Origin of the sequence: Kitasatospora sp. NPDC089509, assembly GCF_044749365.1 — a bacterium.
Lineage (GTDB): Bacteria > Actinomycetota > Actinomycetes > Streptomycetales > Streptomycetaceae > Kitasatospora.
The window spans coordinates 1-19124 of record NZ_JBIVHS010000005.1 but is presented as its reverse complement, the minus strand read 5'-3'; the positions used below and the strand labels follow the sequence as shown (position 1 = coordinate 19124).

Here is a 19124-nt window from a genome sequence, read left to right as displayed (position 1 = left end):
CTTTCTAAGCGTGTTGAACAGTGCCCGAGCTCATGGACGCTTCGTGCTCGTGAGCCAGCACTCCTCCTGATGGTGCTTTTCTGGGCCTCGGCGCCGCGCGATCGCGCGGCGCCGGGGCCCAACTTCTGGATTCCGTCGCTTCCTTAGGCCTCTCCTCCCCCTCCGCCCACCCTCCTCCGCTCCACCCCGGTGGATCCGGTCCCTAGCCGAGGGTGTGTCGCAGCGGCAACCTCGGATCACCCGGGAGGCTTACGGCGTACCGGGGTTGGACCACATCGGGTGGTGCGCGGTGACCGGCGGCCGGAACGGTTCGTTGGTCGCTGCGGCACACCGCACCACCGATCCGAAGAGGTCCCCGTCATGTCCGAACCCTCTGCCACGCCGCAGTTCACGAGCGGCCCGGCCGGGCCCGCGACCCCCAAGACCCTGCTTGAGCAGATGCAGGAACTGCTCGCCTCGGTGACCGCGGACCTCGCCGCGCTGCAGTCCGACACCCAGGACATCACCCCGGACCACGCCTACCCGGCCGACACGGACACCTCCGACACCGCCGGCGCCTCGGCCGCGCCGGTCACCCGGTAGTCGCTCGGGCCGTCCTCGCCCGGCGGGCCGAGCCGGACCACCAGTAACGGCGCACTCCGACCGTCCGGTTCCGGCTCCGCGCCGCCGAGCACCGTACGCTCCGCTCCGCCACCCCGATCGGCCGCCTCGATCAAGCGCGCGGTCACGTCCTTGCACTCCGACACCGCGTCGACCCCGTCGATGCACGCCCAGTAGAGGCTCTCGCTGTCGGCCCCGCAGGCCAGCACCACGAGCGTCTCCCCGACCTCCCGCAGCAGGTCGTCCAGCGCCTCCAACGCCACCGCCGGTTCGCCGAGTTCGGTGATCCGGCCGACCCGGCCGCCGTGCACCAGGGCGTTCGTGGCGACGGACCTGCCCAGGCAGATCGCGGCATGCGCGCCCGCCTCGGAGAGCTGCTGGCCGAGCCCGGGGAGGTCGTCGTCCTCCTCCGACTCCGTCAGCAGGGCGCCCACCGCCTCAGTGAGCAGCGCCGCCTGCCGTGCCTCGGCCAACACATCCGGCACGTGCCTGGCCTCGGCCAGGGCGTGCCGGGCCGTCTTGATCAGTCGCAGCGCCTCCATGGCCCCGTTCCTTCCGCTCGTCGTCGCCGTCGACCAGCTCCGCCGCCGGGGCGGTGAGTGGTCACGGGGAGAGCGTGCGGGGAGGGCGGGGTGGGGCGCATCCACCATTGTGAAAGCTGTGGACAACCCAGGGGCTGTGGATAACTTCCGTCCCTCACACGGGTGGTCAGCCCACGTCCGGGTTGACGTCGGCCGCCTCGTCCGGCACCGGAAAGCGGTGTTCGTTGCGCTCGATCTTGGCCGCGAGCGCTTCCAGGGGGTCGACCCCGACCGCCGTGCAGAACTGCACCAGGTACGCGAGCACGTCCGCGACCTCGTCGCGGACCCGGTGGGCCCGCTCCGGGTCGGACATCACCGCGGCCGCCTGCTCGGGCGTGAGCCACTGGAAGATCTCCAGCAGCTCCCCGGCCTCGACGCTCAGCGCCGCCGCCAGGTTCTTCGGCGTGTGGAACGGCTCCCAGCGCCGGGCCGCCGCGAACTCCACCAGCCGTTGCCGCAGCCCCTCCAGGCTCGGCTCCCCGGGCGTCACCACCGGCTCCACCGGCCCCGACCCGGGCCCCGACTCCGACCCCGACACCGACCTCGTCACTCGCTCGTTCACGCCCCCAGGTCTACCGCATCACCGCCCCCCGGCCGAAGCCGAGCCCTCCTCCCCCCGCCCGCACTGGACCGGCACCCGGCTCGCCTCCGCCCTCAGCACCGTCAGCCCCGTCCCCGGATCCCGCCGGCACTCCACCATTGCCACCTCCCCCGACCGCCCCTCGCCCGCCCCGAACGCCTCCCGGGCCGCCGCCGGCCCCTGCAGCGCGGCCACCACCCGCAGCTGGTTGCGCCCGGCCATGTCCCGCGCCAGCCGCAGCAGCGAGGCGGCCTGCTCGGTGGCCAGCCCCGCCCCGAGGTCCTCGGCGAGCACGGTGAGCTGCCGGTGCGCCCACGGCACCTCGGCGGCCACGTCGAGGTCGAGCACCCCGGCACCGGTCAGCAGCACCGCCGCGAAGGCGAGGTGGCGCAGCATCCCGTCGGAGGCCTGGTCGGCCCCGGTGCGGCCGAGCACGCCCTCGTCGAAGACGGCCAGCACCCGCCGCGCCGCCCCGCGCTCACCCTCGCGTTCGGCGAGGGTGAGCCCGAGCAGCGGGTGCGGCGCGGCCGTCTGGACGGCCCGCAGCAGTTGCCCGTAGCGGCGCGGGCACTCGTGGGCGAGCCGGTGGATGACGGCCGAGATGTTGGCGGCGTTGCTGCGCAACCGGGCCTGCGGGTCGGCTGCGGCCCAGCCGCGCATCAGCGCGGGGACCGGGTGCAGCGGGAAGACCTCGCGCAGCGCGGTGAGGAGGTCCTCGGTGGCGGCGAGGACGAGTCGTTCGCCGGTGGACGAGCCGGCCACCCGCAGCGGCAGCTGCGCGGTGATCATGGTGCCGCTGGGGAACGGCGCCCGGATGTCGCCCTGACGGGTGTCGTTGTGCCAGCAGACGTTGACGCGCCCGTTCCGGACGTCCTGTTCGCCGGTGTCCACCAGGGTGCGTCCGTCGAGGCTGAGCGACTCCCGGGCGATCCGGACCGCTCCGTCGGTGCGGATGACCAGGTCGAGCCGGATCCGGCCGCGCGGCGAGCGGACGGTGCAGCCCAGGATGACGGCGTCCCGTCCGTGCGGGACGCAGCCGGCCAGGCCGCCGCGCACGGGGGTGGCGAGCGGGCCGGTGCGGGCCGGCAGTCCGTCCAGGGAGCCGGCGATCTCCTCGCCGAGGGCGAGCCGGGCGAGTACGGCCAGCGCGTCCAGGGCGTTGGACTTGCCGACCCCGGCCGGCCCGTGCAGCACGGTGAGCGGCGCGAGCGGCAGGACGGCCCGCCGGTAGGACTTGAAGGAGGTGAGCCGCAGCTCCTCGACGGTGGGGCGTGGCACGGGCGGCCGGTCGGGCCCCGGGGCGCCCGGGCGCAGTTGGGCCGGCCCGACGGGCGCGGCGACGTCGCGGTTCACCCGTCGGACGTTAGCCGCAGCCGGGCGGGGCGAAACGTGTCTGCGCGCCAGATTCATCCCAACGTGGCGAACCTGCCGCACACCGCTGACCGGGGCCGCCCCGGCGCCCACCGTCGAGCCCGCGGCCGCGCGGGTAGCAGCCGGACAAACCGGAGCGGAGGGCCTACACCGACCGCCGGTACCCGGCCACCGTCACCGAAGCGGTCACCTCGACCGGTTCCGGCAGCTCCGCGAGGGCGGCGGCGAGCCGGTCGGGGTCGGTGTGCCAGGCGCTCGGCCCCATGCCGACGACGGTGCGGACGTCCTGCGCGGAGAGCCGCAGGGTGAACTCGACCGACCGCTGGTCGACCGGCGTCAGGTAGGGGCCGAGCTTCTCGTCGATCCGCCGCTGCTTGTCCTCGTCGACCGACAACAGGCCGAGGGCGGAGACGAGTTCGCGCAGGTGGCGGGCGGTGGGCGAGACCAGCAGCAGGGTGCCACCGGGGCGCAGCACGCGGCGGATCTCGGGGCCGTTGCGCGGGGCGAAGACGTTGAGCATCAGGTCGGTGGAGGCGTCGCGCAGCGGCAGTGGGCGCCAGGCGTCGCAGACCACGGCGCCGATCCGGGGGTGGGCCTTGGCGGCGCGGCGCAGCGCGTACTTGGAGATGTCGAGGGCGGCGCCGACCCGGCCGGGCAGGGCCTCCAGGACGTGGGCCAGGTAGTGGCCGGTGCCGGCGCCGAGGTCGGCGACCAGGCCCTCCGGGTCGGCGCCGGCCGCCGCGGCGGCCTCGGCGAGGGCGTCGGCGATCGGCCGGTAGTGGCCGGCGGCGAGGAAGTCGGCCCGGGCGGCGACCATCTCGGCGGTGTCCCCGGTGCCGGTGTGGGCGTCGCCGGCGAGGAGGCTGACATAGCCCTGCTTGGCGAGGTCGAAGCTGTGCCCGGCGGGGCAGCGCAGGCTGCGCTCGTGCCGGGTGAGGTCCTGCGCGCAGTGGGGGCAGGCCAGGTAGGGCTCGATGTCCTGCAGCAACGTTCCGTCTTCTCTCGCCGTTCGGCCCCGACCGGTCGGGGGCGTCAGCCAGCCTAACCACCCGTGCCGGCGACGGCCGCCCGCGCTGCGCCGGCACCGACCGGCCGCCCGCCGTCGCGCAGACGCCGCCGGTACGCCAGCGACGCGGCGCCGACACGGCGCCGACGCGCCGCGAGCACGCTAGCGAGACCCGGTGGCCCGCTCCCCCGCCACCCGCAGGGCGAGCCCGGCGACGGCCTCGGGCGCACCGGGCCGCCCGCGGATGCCGGGGAAGGCGTTGACGTCCACGATCACCGGCTCGGCGGCCCCGTCCAGCAGGTCGACCCCGTACACCTGCAGCCCGAACACCTCGCCGACCCGCAGCGCCAGCGCGGCCTGTCCGGCGGACGGCTCCCATTCCTCCGCGGCCACCGACTCCTCGCCCTCCGGGGCGAGTTCGGAGCGCCGCCGGGCGGCGAACAGCTGCCCGTCGACCACCCACAGCTTCTGGTCCCAGCCGTTCCCCCGGACATACGGCTGGATGACGACCTCCTCCGCCGGCCAGCGTCCGACCAGCTCCCGCAGCCGGTCCGGACCGTCGACCAGCGCGACCAGGTCGTGGCGCCGGCTGTGTCGGCTCTTCACCACGAACGGGTGGGCGGGGCAGGCGAGTCGGGCCAGCACCCCGGCCGCGAGCGTCGGCGCGAACGGCAGTCCGGCGCCGCGGGCGAGCTCCGCCATCCGCACCCGGTCCTGGCACCGTCCGGTCGCCGCCGCCGAGTTGACCACGACTGCCCCGCGCCGCTCCAAATCCCTTGCCAGTGAAAGTGCTTGAGGTGTTCGCGCTTTGAGCAGGTAGACGTCGGCGAGGGCCCCCGCTCCGACGCCGCCGTCCGGCCCGACATACTCCACCCCGCATCCCCGTCGCGCCAGCACCCCGGCGGCGGCCGCGAGCACCGGATGCCCCGGGTCGCGCGCGATCAGTCCGACCCTCATCCCAGCCCACCCTCCGCCGGGCCGAGCCGGCCACCGTCGCCGCCACCCGCCGACACCAGCGCGGGCACCGACACCGAAGGCACCGAGGACACCGCACTCACCGCCGACACCGAAGGCGCTGAAGGCGCTGAAGGCACCGACGCCGCCGTCCCGCTGCGCGCGAGCCGCAGCACCGCCCGGGCGACCCGGGCCACCGCGTCCGGCACTTGCCGGAAGCTCGGGAAGTCGTTGACGTCCACCACCACCGGCCCGTCCGGCCCGAGCAGCACGTCGACCCCGTACAGATCCAGCCCGAACACCTCGCCCACCTGCGCCGCGATCCGCGCGACGCTCCCCGGCAGCGGCACCGGCCGCTCGCGCACGGCGTGCCCGGGGTGCAGCGGGGAGGACCGTTCCGTCGCGAAGAGCTCGCCGTCGACGCAGTACACCTTGAGGTCCGTGCCGCCGTTGGGGACGTAGGGCTGCGCGATCAGCAGCCCCTCCCGCGCGAGTTCGGGCCCGAGCGCGGTCAGGTCGTCGGGCCCGGCGACCAGCCGCACGCCCCGCCCGGAGCTGCCGTCCGCCGGTTTGACCACCAGCGGGTACTCGGCGGCCGGGATGTCGGCGAGGCGCTCCCAGCGGGCGGCGGCGTAGGTGACCGGGGCGGGCAGGCCGCGGGTGCGGGCGATGACGGCGGCGAGTGCCTTGTCCCGGACGCCCCGGATCGAGCGGACGTCGTTGACGGTGGTGAGGCCCACCGCCGCGGCCGCCTCCAGCAGAGTGAGCCCGGGGCCGCCGGAGACGGTCTTGAGCACCCAGGCGTCGTGGCTGCCGGCCCGGACCGCCTCGGAGATCGCCAGCAGCGAGTCACCGGGGCGCAGCACGTCCACCCGATGCCCCCACGCGGCGAGTTGACGCACGACGTCCAGCGGCATGCCGTCCCGCCGGTAGTGCTCCTCCACCAGAAAGCAGAGCCTCATGGGCCTGACTTCCCCCCTTGCCTCGCCGAGTGCGGACGTCCGCCGTCCCCCTCGGCAGAGCTGTGAAGGCCTCAGCATGCCCGGCGCAGACGCACAAGATCGCCGCGAGCGGGTCATCGTTCGGCAACAATCGTTCGGCAACGACCTTCCGGCAACGACCGTTCGGCAGCCACCGCTCGACGAAGGCCGTGCGACGGAGGCCGTTCGTCGGAGGCCGTTCGACGAAGACGGTCCCGCCGGAATTCGGTGGCGCCCCACCGGCGCTCCTGCTTGGATGCACGCCGTGACTTCAGCTGATCATGCTCCGGACCCCGCCCTGCTCCAGGCGATCGAGTGCTACTACGACGCCGTGCCGCGCAGCGCCGCCGTCGCCGAGGACTTCGGCCCGCTGACCCTGTTCGTCCGCAAGGGCAGCACCGGCTGGCACTACTACGCCCGCCCCACCCCCGGCCACGACGGCCCGGCCGCCACCGCCGAGGACGTCCGCCGGGTGCTGGAGCGGCAGCGGGAGTTGGGCCTGCCGGAGGCCTTCGAGTGGGTCGCCGAGCAGAACCCGGAGCTGCGCGCGGCGGTGGAGGCGGCCGGGCTGGCCGTGCACGAGCACCCGCTGCTGGTGCTCGGCCCGGAGGACGGGGCGGCCCCGGCGCCGGCCCTCCCGGAGCGGGTGACGGTGCGGGTGCTGGGCGCGGACGCCCCCGAGCTGGCCGCCGCGGTCGCCGTCCCGCACCTGGCCTTCGGCGACCCGGGCACCGCGATCGGTGCCGCCGGAGCGGCCGAACTGGCCACGGCCGCCGCCAGGTTGACGGACGAGGGCGCGGTGGCGCGGATCGCCGGGCGGATCACCGACGGTGTCTCCGCGCTGGCCGCCGTCCTGGACGGCGACGAGGTGCTGTGCGCTGGCCAGCACAACCCGGTGGGCCCGGTCACCGAGGTGGTCGGGGTCGGGACGCTCCCGTCCGCCCGTCGGCGCGGGCTGGGTCTGGCGGTGACCGCGGCCCTGGTGGCGCACGCCCGCGCGAACGGCGTACGGACGGTGTTCCTGTCCGCCGCGGACGAGGACGTGGCCCGGATCTACCGCCGGGCCGGCTTCCGCCCGTTCGCGACGGCCCTCATCGCCGAACCCGCGTAGGACTCACGGGGCCCGGGGCCCGTGCAGGGACCCGCACGACCCGCCCGGCCCAGGCCCCGACCCCGGACGGGGACGGCACTCAGTCGTCGTCCCCGTCCTCGTCCTCCGCCCCCGTGACGCCCTCCCCCTCCGCCTCGTCGACCACCCAGGCCGCCAGCCGTTCGGCGACCCCGGACACCCCGAGCCGCCCCTCCCGGATGGCCCGGGAGAGGCTGCGCACCTCACGGGCGGTGGTGGCGACGGTGCAGCCGCTGGCGACGAGGTAGGCGTAGGCGACGGCGGTCGCGAAGAGCTCGTTGGTCTTCTCCAGCGCGGGCACCCGGATCAGCTGGTGCATCAGCGCCGCCGCGCGGTCCGGCGGTTCGGGGTAGACGGAGATGTCGAAGATCTCGGCCTGGTGCCGGGTGACCGCCGCGAGCAGCGAGCCGTAGTCAGTGACCTGCGGGTCACCGGGCGTGTACTGCTCGGCGGTCATGAGCAGCCACGAGAGGTCGACCTCCAGCTTCAACGGCGCACGTCCTGGAGCTCGCCCGACTCCCCGAACTCGGCGAGGAAGGCCGTCTCGTACTCCTTCATGAACTGTGCGGCGGCGTCGATGAAGGCCTGTCCCGACTCACCCATGTCCTGCTGGACCAGGCGTTCGATGTACTGGTTCATGCTGATCCCCTGCTGCTCCGCCCGTTCCCGGGCCATCTCCGCGGTCGTGGCGTCCACTCGGACGTTCAGCTGCTTCTTGCCCATGCCGTTCAAGCTAGCGCCGAAGTGCTAGCACAACAAGGGCGCACGCACACCGCCCGCACACCTGCCGCACGCCCCCGCGCAACCTGTCCGTCACCGAACCGCGGCCCGGACCCCCACCCCACCCCGGAAACCGAACGGGAAACCGGACGCGAGGCCGGACGGAGCACCGGACGGGAAGCCGAACCGGAAGCCCCCGGCCCCACACCGGTACCCGACCGGACCTACCCTGAACCTGACCGGACCCGACTTGAACAGTCCTGCACCATCCGGGACTCTGAACTCTCCCGAGCGTTCCCCGAGCGGCACCGACCGGTTTTCTGGAGGCCGGCAATGACAGCCATGTTCGACCAGGAGCTGCGCGAGCAGCTCGCCCAGGCCCGGCGGGACCTCGCGACGGCCCGAGCCGAAGGGGACGCCGACGGCGTCCAGGCGTACGAGGGCCGGGTCGCCTCACTCATCAGGCTCGCCGCCCAGCACGGCATCGACCTCCCGCACACCGCCGACGAGGAGGAGCACAACGAGTAGCGGCCCGCGAACGCCGAGGAGGCGGCCCCCGTGTGCCACGGGTGCCGCCTCCTCGGCGTCTGCTCGCCGTCTCCTCGCCGTCTCCGGGGTCGTCCCCCGGTCACCGCGCCTCCGGGATCACTTCCCGGCCGGCTCCAGGATCGCCACGCACTCGAAGTGGTGCGTCATCGGGAACAGGTCGAAGGCCCGCAGCGAGACCGGCCGGTAGCCGCCCTCGCGGAAGAACGCCAGGTCCCGGGCGAGCGCCGCCGGGTCGCAGGCCACGTACGCGATCCGACGCGCCTCCAGGCCGACCAGGTGCGCGACGGTCTCGCGCCCGGCGCCCGCCCGCGGCGGGTCCAGCACGATCAGGTCGGTGGCGGTGATGCCGGTGCGCGGCAACAGCGTCTCGACCCGGTCGCACTCGATCTGCACGTTGTCCAGCGCGGCCAGGTTGTGCCGGGCGTCGACCACGGCCTGCTTGGACGACTCGATGCCGAGCACCGCACCGTCCTCGCCGACCCGGTCGGCCAGCGCGCCGGCGAACAGGCCGACCCCGCAGTACAGGTCCAGCGCGTTCTCGCCCCACTGCGGGTCCAGGCCGTCCAGCACCGCGTCGACCAGGGTGTCCGGCGCCTCCGGGTGGATCTGCCAGAAGCCGCCGTTGCTGACCCGCCAGGTCCGCCCGGCCGCCCGCTCGCGCACGAACGAGCGCCCGTGCACCTTGTGCAGGTCGCCCTGCGCGTCGACGCGGGCGATCGACACCGGCTTGTCCAGCTCGACCAGCGGCAGCTGGGCGCCGTCCCGCGGGGTCAGCACCACCTGACGGTCCGAGGAGCCGCTGGCGGCGAACGCCTCGACGCTCGCCACGCCCGGCCAGTCCCGGGACTCGATGCCCAGCTCGGTGACGCCCTCGGCGGCGATCAGGCAGCGGTCGATCACCTGCACCTCGTGCGAGCGGTACTTGCGCAGGCCGACCTTGCCGGACTCCGCGTCCACCGCGTACTGCACCCGGGTGCGCCAGGCCGGCACCTGCCCGGGCTGCAGCTTGCCGCCGACCGGCTCGACGCTGCCGTCCCAGCCCGCCTCGGCCGGGGTCAGCCCGGCCAGCTTCGCGAGCTGCTCGGTCAGCACCGACGCCTTGAGCTTGCGCTGCCCGCCCGGGGTGACGTGCTGCCAGTCGCAGCCGCCGCACTTGCCCGGTCCGGAGAACGGGCAGGGCGCCTCGATCCGCTCCTTGGCGGGTTCCAGCACCTCCACCGCGTCCGCGCGCAGGAACCGCGAGGTGGTGGTGCCCTCGGTCACCAGGGCGACCACCTTCTCACCGGGCAGCGCGTGCCGGACGAACAGCACCCGACCCTCGTGCCGGGCCACGCAGTGCCCGCCGCCGTGCGCGACCGGGCCGACCTCGACCTCGTAGCGCAGGCCCACCAGCGGATCCCCGGACGGCGTCTCCGGCCGCGCCGGCCGCGCCGGCCGCGCCCCCGCGCCGCGCAGCGCCTTCGGCGGCCGCACCGCCTGCTTGCGCGGCGCCTTCCCGGCAGCCCCCGCGGCACCCTTCTCGGTCCGAGCACCCTTCTCGCCCTGGGCGCCCTTCTGGGCCCGGACCGGCTTCTCGGCCCGCGCCGGCTTCTCGGCCCGGACCGGCTGCTCGACGGACGGCTCGGCCGGCACGACCGGCGCCGTGCGCGCCGTCAGTCCGTCACGGTCGGTGGCCTCCGGGCGCTGCGGCTTGCCCCAGCGCGGCCGGGCCACCTTTCCGGGCTGGGAGCCGCCCCGACGGGCGCCCTTGCCCTTGCCGGAGGCGCCGGAGGAGCCCGAGGAGCGGGGCGGAGTGTTGCGCGTCACTGGGAGGATTCCTTGCTGCGGTCGGAGGTGGCACCGGCGTTCTCACCGGCACGGACGGAATCCTTCGACTTTACGGCCTTCGGCGCCCGCGGCTCGCCACGGCGGACGGAGCCGGGCGGCGACCAGGCCTTCAGCGGCCTGCGCCGCTCCGAGGACTCCAGCTGCCAGGGCACCGAGGTGACCATCACCCCGGGCTTGAACAGCAGCCGCCCCTTGAGCCGCAGCGCGCTCTGGTTGTGCAGCAGGTGCTCGTACCAGTGCCCGACCACGTACTCCGGGATGTAGACCGCGACCACGTCGCGCGGGCTGCTGCGCCGCAGGTTCTTCACGTAGTCGAGGATCGGGCCGGTGATCTCCCGGTACGGCGAGTCCAGCACCTTGAGCGGCACCTCGATGCCGCGCTCGTCCCACTCCCGCCGCAGCGCCGCGGTGTCGGCCGGGTCGACGTTGACGGTGACGGCCTCCAGGGTGTGGGCGTGCGCCAGCCGGGCGTAGGCGAGGGCGCGCAGCGCCGGCTTGTGCAGCTTGGAGACCAGCACGATGGCGTGCACCCGGGTCGGCGGCACCGCGTCGTCCGGCTCCTCGGCGGCGGTGAGCTCCTCGGAGACCCGGTCGTAGTGGCGGCGGATCCCCTTCATCATCACGAACAGCACGACCATCGCGGCGATCGCGATCCAGGCGTGGCCGATCTTGGTGACCAGGACGACGACCAGCACGGCCATGGTCATCACCAGGCCGAAGCCGTTGATGGCCCGGCTGCGCTGCATGTGGCGCCGCGCGGCCGGATCGGTCTCGGTGCGCAGCAGCCGGGTCCAGTGCCGGATCATGCCGGACTGGCTCATGTTGAAGGAGACGAAGACGCCGACGATGTAGAGCTGGATCAGCCGGGTCGGGTCCGCGTCGAAGGCGATGATCAGCAGGATCGCGGCGATGGCCAGCAGGATGATGCCGTTGGAGAAGGCCAGCCGGTCACCGCGGGTGTGCAGCTGGCGCGGCAGGTAGCGGTCCTGGGCGAGGATCGAGCCGAGCACCGGGAAGCCGTTGAAGGCGGTGTTGGCGGCCAGCACCAGGATCAGTCCGGTGACGGCGGCGACGAAGTAGAAGCCGGGCGTGAAGTTGTTGAAGACGGCCTCGCTGATCTGTGCCAGCGCGGTCTTCTGGTGGTAGCCGGAGCCGGCGCCGACCAGCTGCTCGGACGGGTTCTCGGCCATCTGCACGCCGGTCAGCCGGGCCAGCCAGATGATGCCCATGAACATCACCACGGCGACGCTCGCCATCATCAGCAGCGTGGTGGCCGCGTTCTTGCTCTTCGGCTTGCGGAAGGCCGGGACGCCGTTGGAGATCGCCTCCACGCCGGTGAGCGCGGCGCAGCCGGAGGAGAAGGACTTCAGCAGCAGGAACACCATCGCGAAGCCGGCCAGCGATTCGTTGCCCGGGGTGGCGGCGAGGTGGAAGCCGGAGCTCTCGGCGGGCATGGACTGGCCGAGCACGAAGTGCCGCAGGAAGCCGTAGCCGACCATGCCCATCACGCCGATCATGAAGGCGTAGGTGGGGACGGCGAAGGCGGTACCGGACTCGCGCACCCCGCGCAGGTTCATGCCCATCAGCAGGACCACCACGACAACCGACACGATCGTCTCGTGCCCGCGCAGCGCCGGGACGGCGGAGACCACGTTGGCGACGCCCGAGGTGGTGGACACCGCGACGGTCAGCACGTAGTCGACCATCAGGGCCGCGGCGACCACCAGCCCGGCGGCCGGGCCGTGGTTGACGGTCGCCACCTCGTAGTCGCCGCCGCCGCTGGGGTAGGCGTGCACGTTCTGCCGGTACGAGGCGACGACGGCGAGCATCACGATCGCCACCACGACGCCGATCTGCCAGGAGAAGTGGATCGCCGAGGCGCCCGCGACGGAGAGCGTGAGCAGGATCTCCTCGGGGGCGTACGCGACCGAGGAGAGCGCGTCCGAGGCGAAGACGGGCAGCGCGATCCGCTTGGGGAGGAGCGTCTCCCCGAGTTTGTCGCTGCGCAGGGCGCGCCCGATCAAGAGGCGTTTCGGAAGGTCAGTCGGCATAGGCACGTTAAGGAATCGTAGGGGTTTCCCGGCGGGGCTTGCGCCGTTTATCCCCCCCTTCGTCGCGACTGCGTTCGGTGGACCGGCTAGCGTGTCGGATACGAGTCGGTGGGCAACACTCTGGTTGTCGAGCACAGTCCGGCCGACGCCCCACGAGGACCCTCGCCCCGGCGTACCCGGGCGGGAAACGGAGATGAACGGTGTTTGCGCAGGTCAAGAACCCTTCGGGACGGGTGAGGTAGCGCCGGTGCACATCGTCATCATGGGCTGCGGCCGCGTGGGCTCCGCCCTCGCGAGAACGCTGGAGAAACAGGGTCACTCGGTGGCCGTGGTGGACCAGGACCCGACCGCCTTCCGTCGGCTCGGCGCCGGGTTCAACGGGCGCCGGGTGACCGGGGTCGGCTTCGACCAGGACACCCTGCGCGAGGCGGGCATCGAGGAGGCCGGGGCCTTCGCCGCCGTCTCCAGCGGCGACAACTCCAACATCATCGCCGCCCGGGTCGCCCGGGAGACCTTCGGCGTGGAGAACGTCGCGGCCCGGATCTACGACCCGCGCCGAGCCGAGGTGTACCAGCGCCTGGGCATCCCGACCGTGGCGACGGTCCGCTGGACCGCCGACCAGATGCTGCGCCGGCTGCTGCCGAGCGGCGCCGAGCCGCTGTGGAACGACCCGAGCGGCAGCGTCCAGCTGGCCGAGGTGGCGTACCACCCGGCCTGGGTCGGTCAGCGGATCAGCAGCCTGGAGGAGGTCTCCGGCGCCCGGGTGTCGTTCGTCACCCGGCTCGGCGAAGGGGTGCTCCCCTCGCCGCAGATGGTGGTGCAGGAAGGCGACCTGGTGCACGTGATGCTGCGCCGGGCCGACCTGACGGCCGTGGAGGCCGCGTTCGCGCAGGGGCCGAAGGAGGAGGGTCACTGATGCGGGTCGCCATTGCCGGGGCCGGTGCCGTGGGCCGCTCGATCGCGGGCGAGCTGCTGGAGAACGGTCACGAGGTCCTGCTGATCGACAAGAACCCCAACTCCATCTCGGTGGAGCGGGTGCCCATGGCGGAGTGGCTGCTGGCCGACGCCTGCGAGATCACCTCGCTGGACGAGGCGGCGCTGCAGCGCTGCCACGTGGTGATCGCCGCGACCGGTGACGACAAGGTCAACCTGGTCGTCTCGCTGCTCGCCAAGACCGAGTACGCGGTGCCGCGGGTGGTCGCCCGGGTGAACAACCCGAAGAACGAGTGGCTCTTCAACGAGTCCTGGGGCGTGGACGTCGCCGTCTCCACCCCGCGGCTGATGTCCGCGCTGGTCGAGGAGGCGGTCAGCGTCGGCGACCTGGTCCGCCTGATGCGCTTCAGCCAGGGCAACGCCAACCTGGTCGAGCTGACCCTGGCCGGCGAGGCCGAGCTGGTCGGCACCCGGGTCGGCGACGTCACCTGGCCGCAGGACACCGCGCTGGTCAGCATCATCCGCGGCGGCCGGGTGCTGGTGCCGAGCAAGGACGACACCCTGGACGGCGGCGACGAGCTGCTGTTCGTGGCCGCGCAGGAGCGCGAGGAGGAGCTGGAGGAGCTGCTGTCCGCCACCTCCGGCGCCCAGTAGGACCGCCCGGCAGGACCGCCCGGCAGGACCGCACGCGCGTACGGCCGAGGGCCCGCATCCCCGATGGGATGCGGGCCCTCGGCCGTACCGGGGCGGAGAGCGGCTACTTGGCCGCCGGCTCCTCCTCGTCGTCCAGCTGCGCCTTGATCGGCGGCGGCGCCTTCAGCAGGATCTGCCAGGTCACGTACATCGCCAGCAGCAGCGGCGGGATGCCGAGGGCGACCTTCAGCCAGCCGAGCAGGTTGACGTTGTGGGTGAAGTACAGCGGGAAGAGGATCACCGGCTTGAGGCCCATGATCACCACCCAGGCCCAGGTCGCCTTGGTGTAGGCGGCCAGCCGGCCGGGGTTCTCCTTGCGCCAGGTGAACATCTCGCCGGTGATCGGGCCGAGCATCACCCCGATCATCGGCCAGCGGACCACGGCGGAGACCGCCATGGCGGCGCAGTAGCCGACGCTCCACAGCAGGCCGGGCAGGTAGAAGTCCTCGGCCTTGCCGCTCTTCATGGCGATCCAGGCGCCGAGGGCGACGCCGAACACGCCGCTGAAGGCGTGCTGGATGGTCTCCCGCCGGGCCAGCCGGGCCACCACGAACAGGGCGCTGAGGCCGAGCGCGGCCCAGGCCGCGGCGCTGACCTGGTGGGTGACGTTGTAGGTGACGATGAAGACCAGGCCGGGCAGCGTCATGTCGATCATGCCGCGCACGCCGCCGAAGGCCTGGAGGACGGTGTCGGCGGCCTCCTTGGAGGCGGCCTGCCGGGCGGCTTCGGCGGCCGCCGGGTCGAGCGGCCGGTCGGCGGCCGGGCCGGTGCCGTCGATCGACCGGGCCAGTCCGTCCACCGCCTCCGCGGCGGCGGCGTCCTGCCAGGCGGCCACGTCGGTGGCGTCCAGGTCGATCCGGGCGGCGTCTCCGCCGGGGTGGTTGCTCACGCTCATTCGCTCCCGTGTCCGACCGGACGCAGTTCGTAGCGGGGGTTGAACAGCACGCGGCGCCCGCGTGCGTGGCTGATCCGGCCGCTGGCGACGAGCCGGCGGCCCGGCTCTATGCCGGCGATCGAGCGGCGACCCAGCCAGACGACCTCCAGCGCCTCGGTGCCGTCGAAGAGCTCGGCCTCCAGGGCCGGCACCCCGGCCCGCGGGCGGAGCGTCACCGTGCGCAGGGTGCCCGCGACGGTGACCAGCTGACGGTCGGCACAGCCGGCGATCGGCGTGCAGCCCGACTCGGCGGCGCTCTCCTGGCGCAGGTCCTCGGCGTCCAGTTCCTCGGCCGAGGAGGTCAGCCGGTTGAGCATGCGGCGGAACCGCCCCTGCGGCTGGCCCCTGCTGATGTCACCACTCATGTCGGCAGGGTACCGGGTTCGGGGGCCCCGGCGGCAGGCGTCGCCGCCGCCGGGGGCCGTCCCGGTCAGCTCTCGAAGCGGTAGCCCATGCCCGGTTCGGTGATGAAGTGGCGCGGGTGCGAAGGGTCGCGCTCCAGCTTGCGGCGCAGCTGGGCGAGGTAGACCCGCAGGTAGTTGGTCTCGGTGCGGTAGGCCGGGCCCCACACCTCCTGCAGCAGCTGGGTCTGGCTGACCAGCCGGCCGGCGTTGCGGACCAGGACCTCCAGCAGGTGCCATTCGGTGGGTGTGAGGCGTACGTCGGTGCCGTCCCGGTTGACCTTCTTGGCGGCGAGGTCGACGGTGAAGCTCTCGGTGACGACCAGCGAGTCGTCCTCCCCGGCGACCGGCTCGGCCCGGCGCACGGCGGCCCGCATCCGGGCGAGCAGCTCGTCCATGCCGAAGGGCTTGGTGACGTAGTCGTCGGCGCCGGCGTCCAGGGCCTCGACCTTCTCGTCGGAGGCGTGCCGGGCCGACAGCACGATGATCGGCACCCGGGTCCAGCCGCGCAGGCCGCGGATCACCTCGACGCCGTCCATGTCGGGCAGGCCCAGGTCGAGGACGACGACGTCCGGATGGCGGGCGGCGGCCAGTTCCAGCGCGCTCGCCCCGTCATGGGCCGCGTCGACCTCGTACTTGCGGGCCTTGAGGTTGATCACCAGTGCGCGGACGATCTGCGGTTCGTCGTCCACGACGAGGACCCGGGTCATTTACGGGCTCCGCCTTTCGGGCTGTCGGATCTAACGGACTGTGTCTGTGCTGTTCGTACGGCTGCGGCGCGGGCCGCCGGGGACCGGCGGCCGGTGCCCGGCTGGCCGGTGCGCGGTCGGGCCGGCCGCTCCCGCCCGACCGGCCGGACCTCAGCCGCGGGGCCCGGCTCTCACGTGATCAGCTCCGAGAGCGGGTCGCTGCCCTCCCCGGGCGGCCCGTCCGGTTCGGGCGGCCGCTCGGCGGCGGGCAGGCTGACGACCATGGTGAGGCCGCCGCCGGGGGTGTCCTCGGCGGTGACGGTACCGTCCATCGCCTCGACGAACCCACGCGCCACCGCGAGGCCGAGGCCGACCCCGGCGCCGCGCGGTGCGTCCCCGTACCGCTGGAACGGTGCGAAGATCCGTTCCTTGGCGTCCTCGGGCACGCCCGGGCCGCGGTCCACGATCCGCAGCTCGACCCGGCCCGGCCCGCCCGGCGGCTCCAGGGCGTCGGCCTTGACCAGCACCTTGACGCCCTCCGGGCTGTACTTGACGGCGTTCTCGACCAGGTTGGCCAGCGAGCGCTCCAGCAGGCCGCCGTCGGCCTGGATCATCGGCAACGTCTCGGGCACGTCCAGCCGGACGGACTCCGGCGGCACGCCGCCGAGCGCGTACGGGACCACCTCGTCCAGGTCGGTCTCCTGGATCAGCGGGGTGACGGTGCCGGTCTGCAGCCGGCTCATGTCGAGCAGGTTGTTGATCAGGTGGTCGAGCCGGTCGGCCCCGGCCTCGATGCCGGCCAGCAGCTCGGCCTCGTCCTCCGGGTCCCACTGCACGTCGGCCGAGCGCAGCGAACTCACCGAGGCCTTGATCCCGGCCAGCGGGGTGCGCAGGTCGTGCGAGACGGCGGCCAGCAGGGCGGTGCGGATCCGGTTGCCCTCGGCTTCCCGGCGGGCGGCGGCGGCCTCCCGGGCCAGCCGGCGGCGCTCCAGCACCACGGCGGCCTGGGCGGCGAAGGCGCCCAGCAGCCGCCGGTCCGCGCCGGGCAGCACCCGGCCGCGCAGCACCAGCGCCAGGCTCTCGCCGACCGGCACGTCCACGTCGGCCTCCTCGGGCCGCTCCGGCGGGCGCGGTCCCGCGGTGGCGACCGCCACCCAGCCGCCGGTCGGCTCCGGGCGTTCCAGCAGCGCGGCGCTCTCCTGCGCGAAGGTCTCCCGGACCTGTTCCATCAGCGCGGTCAGCACGCCGTCCCCGTTCGGGGCGCCGCGCAGCACGGTGCCGGCCAGCGCGCTGAGGGTCTGCGCCTCGGCCTGGGCGCGGGCCGCCTGGTGGGTGCGCCGGGCCGCCAGGTCCACCACGGAGGCGACCGAGCAGCCGACGACGGTGAATATCGCCACCGCCATGATGTTCTGCGGCTCGTTGATGGAGAAGGTGTGCAGCGGCGGGGTGAAGTAGAAGTTCAGCACCGAGGAGCCGACCAGCGCCGAACCGATCGACGGCAGCAGCCCGCCGACCAGCGCCGCCAGCACCGTCAGCGACAGGAACAGCAGCATGTCGGTGGACAGGCCCAGCCCGCCGATCGCGGTCAGCACGAGTGCCAGCAGCGGTGGGCCGGCCAGCCCGATCAGCCAGCCGGCGACGGTCCGGGTCCGGCCGAGGTCGGTGGTCCGCCGCACGGGTATCTTGCCGCGGCGCCCGTGCCCGGCGTGCTCGTGGGTGACCATGTGGACGTCGATGTCCCCGGCCTTCTGGGTGACCAGGGTGCCGACGCCCGGCCCGTACAGGTACTGCCAGCCGGGCCGGCGGCTGGTGCCGAGCACGATCTGGGTGGCGTTCACGCCGCGGGCGAAGTCCAGCAGCCCCTCGGCCGGGTCGTCGCCCAGGACGTTGTGGAAGGAGCCGCCGAGGCTCTCCACCAGCGCGCGCTGTTCGATCAGGGTCTGCGGCGAGCCGGTGCCGGCCAGCCCGTCCGAGCGGGAGATGTGCACGGCCAGCAGCTCGCCGCCGGAGACCCGGGCCGCGATCCGGGCCGCCCGGCGGATCAGGGTGGCCCCCTCCGGGCCGCCGGTCAGGCCGACCACGATCCGTTCCCGGGCCTGCCAGGTGCCGACGATGCCCTGCTCGGCGCGGTACTTCTGCAGGTACTCGTCCACCCGGTCCGCGGTCCACAGCAGCGCCAGCTCGCGCAGCGCGGTCAGGTTGCCCGGGCGGAAGTAGTTGGCGAGCGCGGCGTCGATCTTCTCCGGCATGTAGACGTTGCCGTGCGCCAGCCGTCGCCGCAGCGCCTGCGGGGACATGTCCACCAGCTCGATCTGGTCCGCCCGGCGGACCACCTCGTCCGGGACGGTCTCCCGCTGGCGCACCCCGGTGATGCCCTCGACGGCGTCCCCGAGCGACTCCAGGTGCTGCACGTTCACGGTGGAGATCACGTCGATCCCGGCCGCGAGCAGCTCCTCGACGTCCTGCCAGCGCTTCTCGTTGCGGCAGCCCGGCACGTTCGTGTGGGCCAGCTCGTCCACCAGCGCCACCTGCGGGCGGCGCGCCAGCACGGCGTCCAGGTCCATCTCGGAGAACCGGGCACCCCGGTGCACCACCTGCTGCCGCAGCACGACCTCCAGCCCGGCGACGAGGTCCGCGGTCCGTCGCCGGCCGTGGTCCTCCACGAACGCCACCACGACGTCCGTGCCACGCTCCTGCCGCCGGTGTGCCTCGGCGAGCATGGCGTACGTCTTGCCGACCCCGGGGGCCGCCCCGAGGTAGATGCGCAGCCTGCCTCGTCCCATGAGCACCATTCTTGATCCGGCTCTGCCCGGGAGCCACCCCCGGACACCTGTTCCCCCTGCCTTCGAGACTACGGCGTGAGCAGCGATTTTCCGCTGATCAGTCCGCTGATCAGGCGGTTTTAGCGGCATATTGACGAAGAAGCAGCCACTCGGCGGGGGTCGCCCCGGGCCCTTCCGCCCGTTTTCATCCGATTTCCGATGAACGCGAAAAGGCCCACCCGATAACCCGGGTGGGCCTTTTCTGAATGATTGTTCGGCGGCGTCCTACTCTCCCACAGGGTCCCCCCTGCAGTACCATCGGCGCTGTGAGGCTTAGCTTCCGGGTTCGGAATGTAACCGGGCG

At 73.5% G+C, this 19124-nt stretch carries 19 protein-coding genes and 1 rRNA gene; 5 read left to right on the top strand and 15 right to left on the bottom strand.

Annotated features, from left to right (window positions below):
* Positions 1–360: 360 nt before the first annotated feature.
* Complete coding sequence (locus ACIP4P_RS12290) at positions 361–582, top strand: hypothetical protein (protein WP_400917193.1); 222 nt, start codon at positions 361–363, stop codon at positions 580–582.
* Here the strand turns inward: ACIP4P_RS12290 and ACIP4P_RS12285 are convergent.
* The 6 genes from ACIP4P_RS12285 to ACIP4P_RS12260 form a co-directional block, all read right to left on the bottom strand.
* Positions 519–1142, bottom strand: a complete 624-nt coding sequence (locus ACIP4P_RS12285; RefSeq protein WP_400917191.1) for a DUF6099 family protein — start codon at positions 1140–1142, stop codon at positions 519–521. The two genes, ACIP4P_RS12290 and ACIP4P_RS12285, sit on opposite strands and share 64 nt — an antisense overlap.
* A 166-nt stretch (positions 1143–1308) precedes the next feature.
* Positions 1309–1671, bottom strand: coding sequence for a nucleotide pyrophosphohydrolase (locus ACIP4P_RS12280; RefSeq protein WP_400917189.1), 363 nt, complete (start codon positions 1669–1671; stop codon positions 1309–1311).
* 90 nt (positions 1672–1761) lie between these two features.
* Complete coding sequence (locus ACIP4P_RS12275; RefSeq protein WP_400917187.1) at positions 1762–3114, bottom strand: AAA family ATPase; 1353 nt, start codon at positions 3112–3114, stop codon at positions 1762–1764.
* Positions 3115–3277: 163 nt separating this feature from the next.
* Entirely contained in the window at positions 3278–4120 is an 843-nt protein-coding gene (locus tag ACIP4P_RS12270) for a putative RNA methyltransferase (RefSeq protein ID WP_400917185.1), read from the bottom strand.
* Between the two features lie 180 nt (positions 4121–4300).
* Complete coding sequence (locus ACIP4P_RS12265; RefSeq protein ID WP_400917183.1) at positions 4301–5095, bottom strand: RimK family alpha-L-glutamate ligase; 795 nt, start codon at positions 5093–5095, stop codon at positions 4301–4303.
* Positions 5092–6054 (bottom strand): RimK family alpha-L-glutamate ligase, encoded by a 963-nt coding sequence (locus tag ACIP4P_RS12260; protein ID WP_400917181.1) that lies wholly within the window; start codon positions 6052–6054, stop codon positions 5092–5094. Before ACIP4P_RS12260 ends, ACIP4P_RS12265 begins: the two co-directional genes overlap by 4 nt.
* A 283-nt stretch (positions 6055–6337) precedes the next feature.
* Between ACIP4P_RS12260 and ACIP4P_RS12255 the strand changes: the two genes are divergently transcribed.
* Positions 6338–7183 carry a GNAT family N-acetyltransferase gene (locus ACIP4P_RS12255; RefSeq protein ID WP_400917180.1) on the top strand — a complete coding sequence of 282 codons (846 nt, stop codon included), beginning with the start codon at positions 6338–6340 and terminating at the stop codon, positions 7181–7183.
* A 79-nt stretch (positions 7184–7262) separates the two neighbouring features.
* Here the strand turns inward: ACIP4P_RS12255 and ACIP4P_RS12250 are convergent, their stop codons facing one another.
* Both ACIP4P_RS12250 and ACIP4P_RS12245 read right to left on the bottom strand, forming a co-directional pair.
* Complete coding sequence (locus ACIP4P_RS12250; RefSeq protein ID WP_400917790.1) at positions 7263–7658, bottom strand: fic family toxin-antitoxin system, toxin component; 396 nt, start codon at positions 7656–7658, stop codon at positions 7263–7265.
* A 29-nt stretch (positions 7659–7687) separates the two neighbouring features.
* Positions 7688–7924, bottom strand: coding sequence for a toxin-antitoxin system HicB family antitoxin (locus ACIP4P_RS12245; RefSeq protein WP_350510886.1), 237 nt, complete (start codon positions 7922–7924; stop codon positions 7688–7690).
* 330 nt (positions 7925–8254) lie between these two features.
* Between ACIP4P_RS12245 and ACIP4P_RS12240 the strand changes: the two genes are divergently transcribed.
* Positions 8255–8449: a hypothetical protein gene (locus ACIP4P_RS12240; protein ID WP_350510885.1), complete on the top strand. Its 195-nt coding sequence runs from the start codon at positions 8255–8257 to the stop codon at positions 8447–8449.
* A gap of 117 nt (positions 8450–8566) precedes the next feature.
* Here the strand turns inward: ACIP4P_RS12240 and ACIP4P_RS12235 are convergent, their stop codons facing one another.
* Positions 8567–9862: a TRAM domain-containing protein gene (locus ACIP4P_RS12235; protein ID WP_350511197.1), complete on the bottom strand. Its 1296-nt coding sequence runs from the start codon at positions 9860–9862 to the stop codon at positions 8567–8569.
* 410 nt (positions 9863–10272) lie between these two features.
* On the bottom strand, positions 10273–12348 hold the full coding sequence (locus ACIP4P_RS12230; protein WP_400917177.1) for an APC family permease: 2076 nt from the start codon (positions 12346–12348) through the stop codon (positions 10273–10275).
* Between the two features lie 247 nt (positions 12349–12595).
* Here ACIP4P_RS12230 and ACIP4P_RS12225 point away from each other — a divergent pair, with 247 nt between their 5' ends.
* Both ACIP4P_RS12225 and ACIP4P_RS12220 read left to right on the top strand, forming a co-directional pair.
* On the top strand, positions 12596–13264 hold the full coding sequence (locus tag ACIP4P_RS12225) for a TrkA family potassium uptake protein (protein ID WP_350510883.1): 669 nt from the start codon (positions 12596–12598) through the stop codon (positions 13262–13264).
* Positions 13264–13935 carry a TrkA family potassium uptake protein gene (locus ACIP4P_RS12220; protein WP_350510882.1) on the top strand — a complete coding sequence of 224 codons (672 nt, stop codon included), beginning with the start codon at positions 13264–13266 and terminating at the stop codon, positions 13933–13935. The genes ACIP4P_RS12225 and ACIP4P_RS12220 overlap by 1 nt, the downstream gene beginning before the upstream one ends.
* A gap of 103 nt (positions 13936–14038) precedes the next feature.
* On the opposite strand, the gene ACIP4P_RS12215 is transcribed toward ACIP4P_RS12220, so the two are convergent.
* The 5 genes from ACIP4P_RS12215 to rrf form a co-directional block, all read right to left on the bottom strand.
* A complete protein-coding gene (locus ACIP4P_RS12215; RefSeq protein ID WP_400917174.1) occupies positions 14039–14863 on the bottom strand; it encodes a DUF3159 domain-containing protein in 825 nt (274 codons plus the stop codon).
* A 2-nt stretch (positions 14864–14865) separates the two neighbouring features.
* Positions 14866–15273 carry an OB-fold nucleic acid binding domain-containing protein gene (locus ACIP4P_RS12210; protein WP_400917172.1) on the bottom strand — a complete coding sequence of 136 codons (408 nt, stop codon included), beginning with the start codon at positions 15271–15273 and terminating at the stop codon, positions 14866–14868.
* Between the two features lie 65 nt (positions 15274–15338).
* Positions 15339–16019, bottom strand: a complete 681-nt coding sequence (locus ACIP4P_RS12205) for a response regulator (RefSeq protein ID WP_033351413.1) — start codon at positions 16017–16019, stop codon at positions 15339–15341.
* 170 nt (positions 16020–16189) lie between these two features.
* A complete protein-coding gene (locus ACIP4P_RS12200) occupies positions 16190–18781 on the bottom strand; it encodes an ATP-binding protein (RefSeq protein WP_400917170.1) in 2592 nt (863 codons plus the stop codon).
* A 251-nt stretch (positions 18782–19032) separates the two neighbouring features.
* Positions 19033–19124 (bottom strand): 5S ribosomal RNA (gene rrf / locus ACIP4P_RS12195); the annotation flags it as partial.

What these genes read in the sequence shown, in the direction of transcription:
- ACIP4P_RS12250 (WP_400917790.1), bottom strand. Translation starts at nt 7,658, where the DNA reads ATGACCGCCGAGCAGTACACGCCCGGTGACCCGCAGGTCACTGACTAC.
- ACIP4P_RS12230 (WP_400917177.1), bottom strand. Translation starts at nt 12,348, where the DNA reads ATGCCGACTGACCTTCCGAAACGCCTCTTGATCGGGCGCGCCCTGCGC.
- ACIP4P_RS12285 (WP_400917191.1), bottom strand. Translation starts at nt 1,142, where the DNA reads ATGGAGGCGCTGCGACTGATCAAGACGGCCCGGCACGCCCTGGCCGAG.
- ACIP4P_RS12240 (WP_350510885.1), top strand. Translation starts at nt 8,255, where the DNA reads ATGACAGCCATGTTCGACCAGGAGCTGCGCGAGCAGCTCGCCCAGGCC.
- ACIP4P_RS12220 (WP_350510882.1), top strand. Translation starts at nt 13,264, where the DNA reads ATGCGGGTCGCCATTGCCGGGGCCGGTGCCGTGGGCCGCTCGATCGCG.
- ACIP4P_RS12205 (WP_033351413.1), bottom strand. Translation starts at nt 16,019, where the DNA reads ATGACCCGGGTCCTCGTCGTGGACGACGAACCGCAGATCGTCCGCGCA.
- ACIP4P_RS12260 (WP_400917181.1), bottom strand. Translation starts at nt 6,054, where the DNA reads ATGAGGCTCTGCTTTCTGGTGGAGGAGCACTACCGGCGGGACGGCATG.
- ACIP4P_RS12290 (WP_400917193.1), top strand. Translation starts at nt 361, where the DNA reads ATGTCCGAACCCTCTGCCACGCCGCAGTTCACGAGCGGCCCGGCCGGG.
- ACIP4P_RS12210 (WP_400917172.1), bottom strand. Translation starts at nt 15,273, where the DNA reads ATGAGTGGTGACATCAGCAGGGGCCAGCCGCAGGGGCGGTTCCGCCGC.
- ACIP4P_RS12265 (WP_400917183.1), bottom strand. Translation starts at nt 5,095, where the DNA reads ATGAGGGTCGGACTGATCGCGCGCGACCCGGGGCATCCGGTGCTCGCG.
- ACIP4P_RS12245 (WP_350510886.1), bottom strand. Translation starts at nt 7,924, where the DNA reads ATGGGCAAGAAGCAGCTGAACGTCCGAGTGGACGCCACGACCGCGGAG.
- ACIP4P_RS12200 (WP_400917170.1), bottom strand. Translation starts at nt 18,781, where the DNA reads ATGGGACGAGGCAGGCTGCGCATCTACCTCGGGGCGGCCCCCGGGGTC.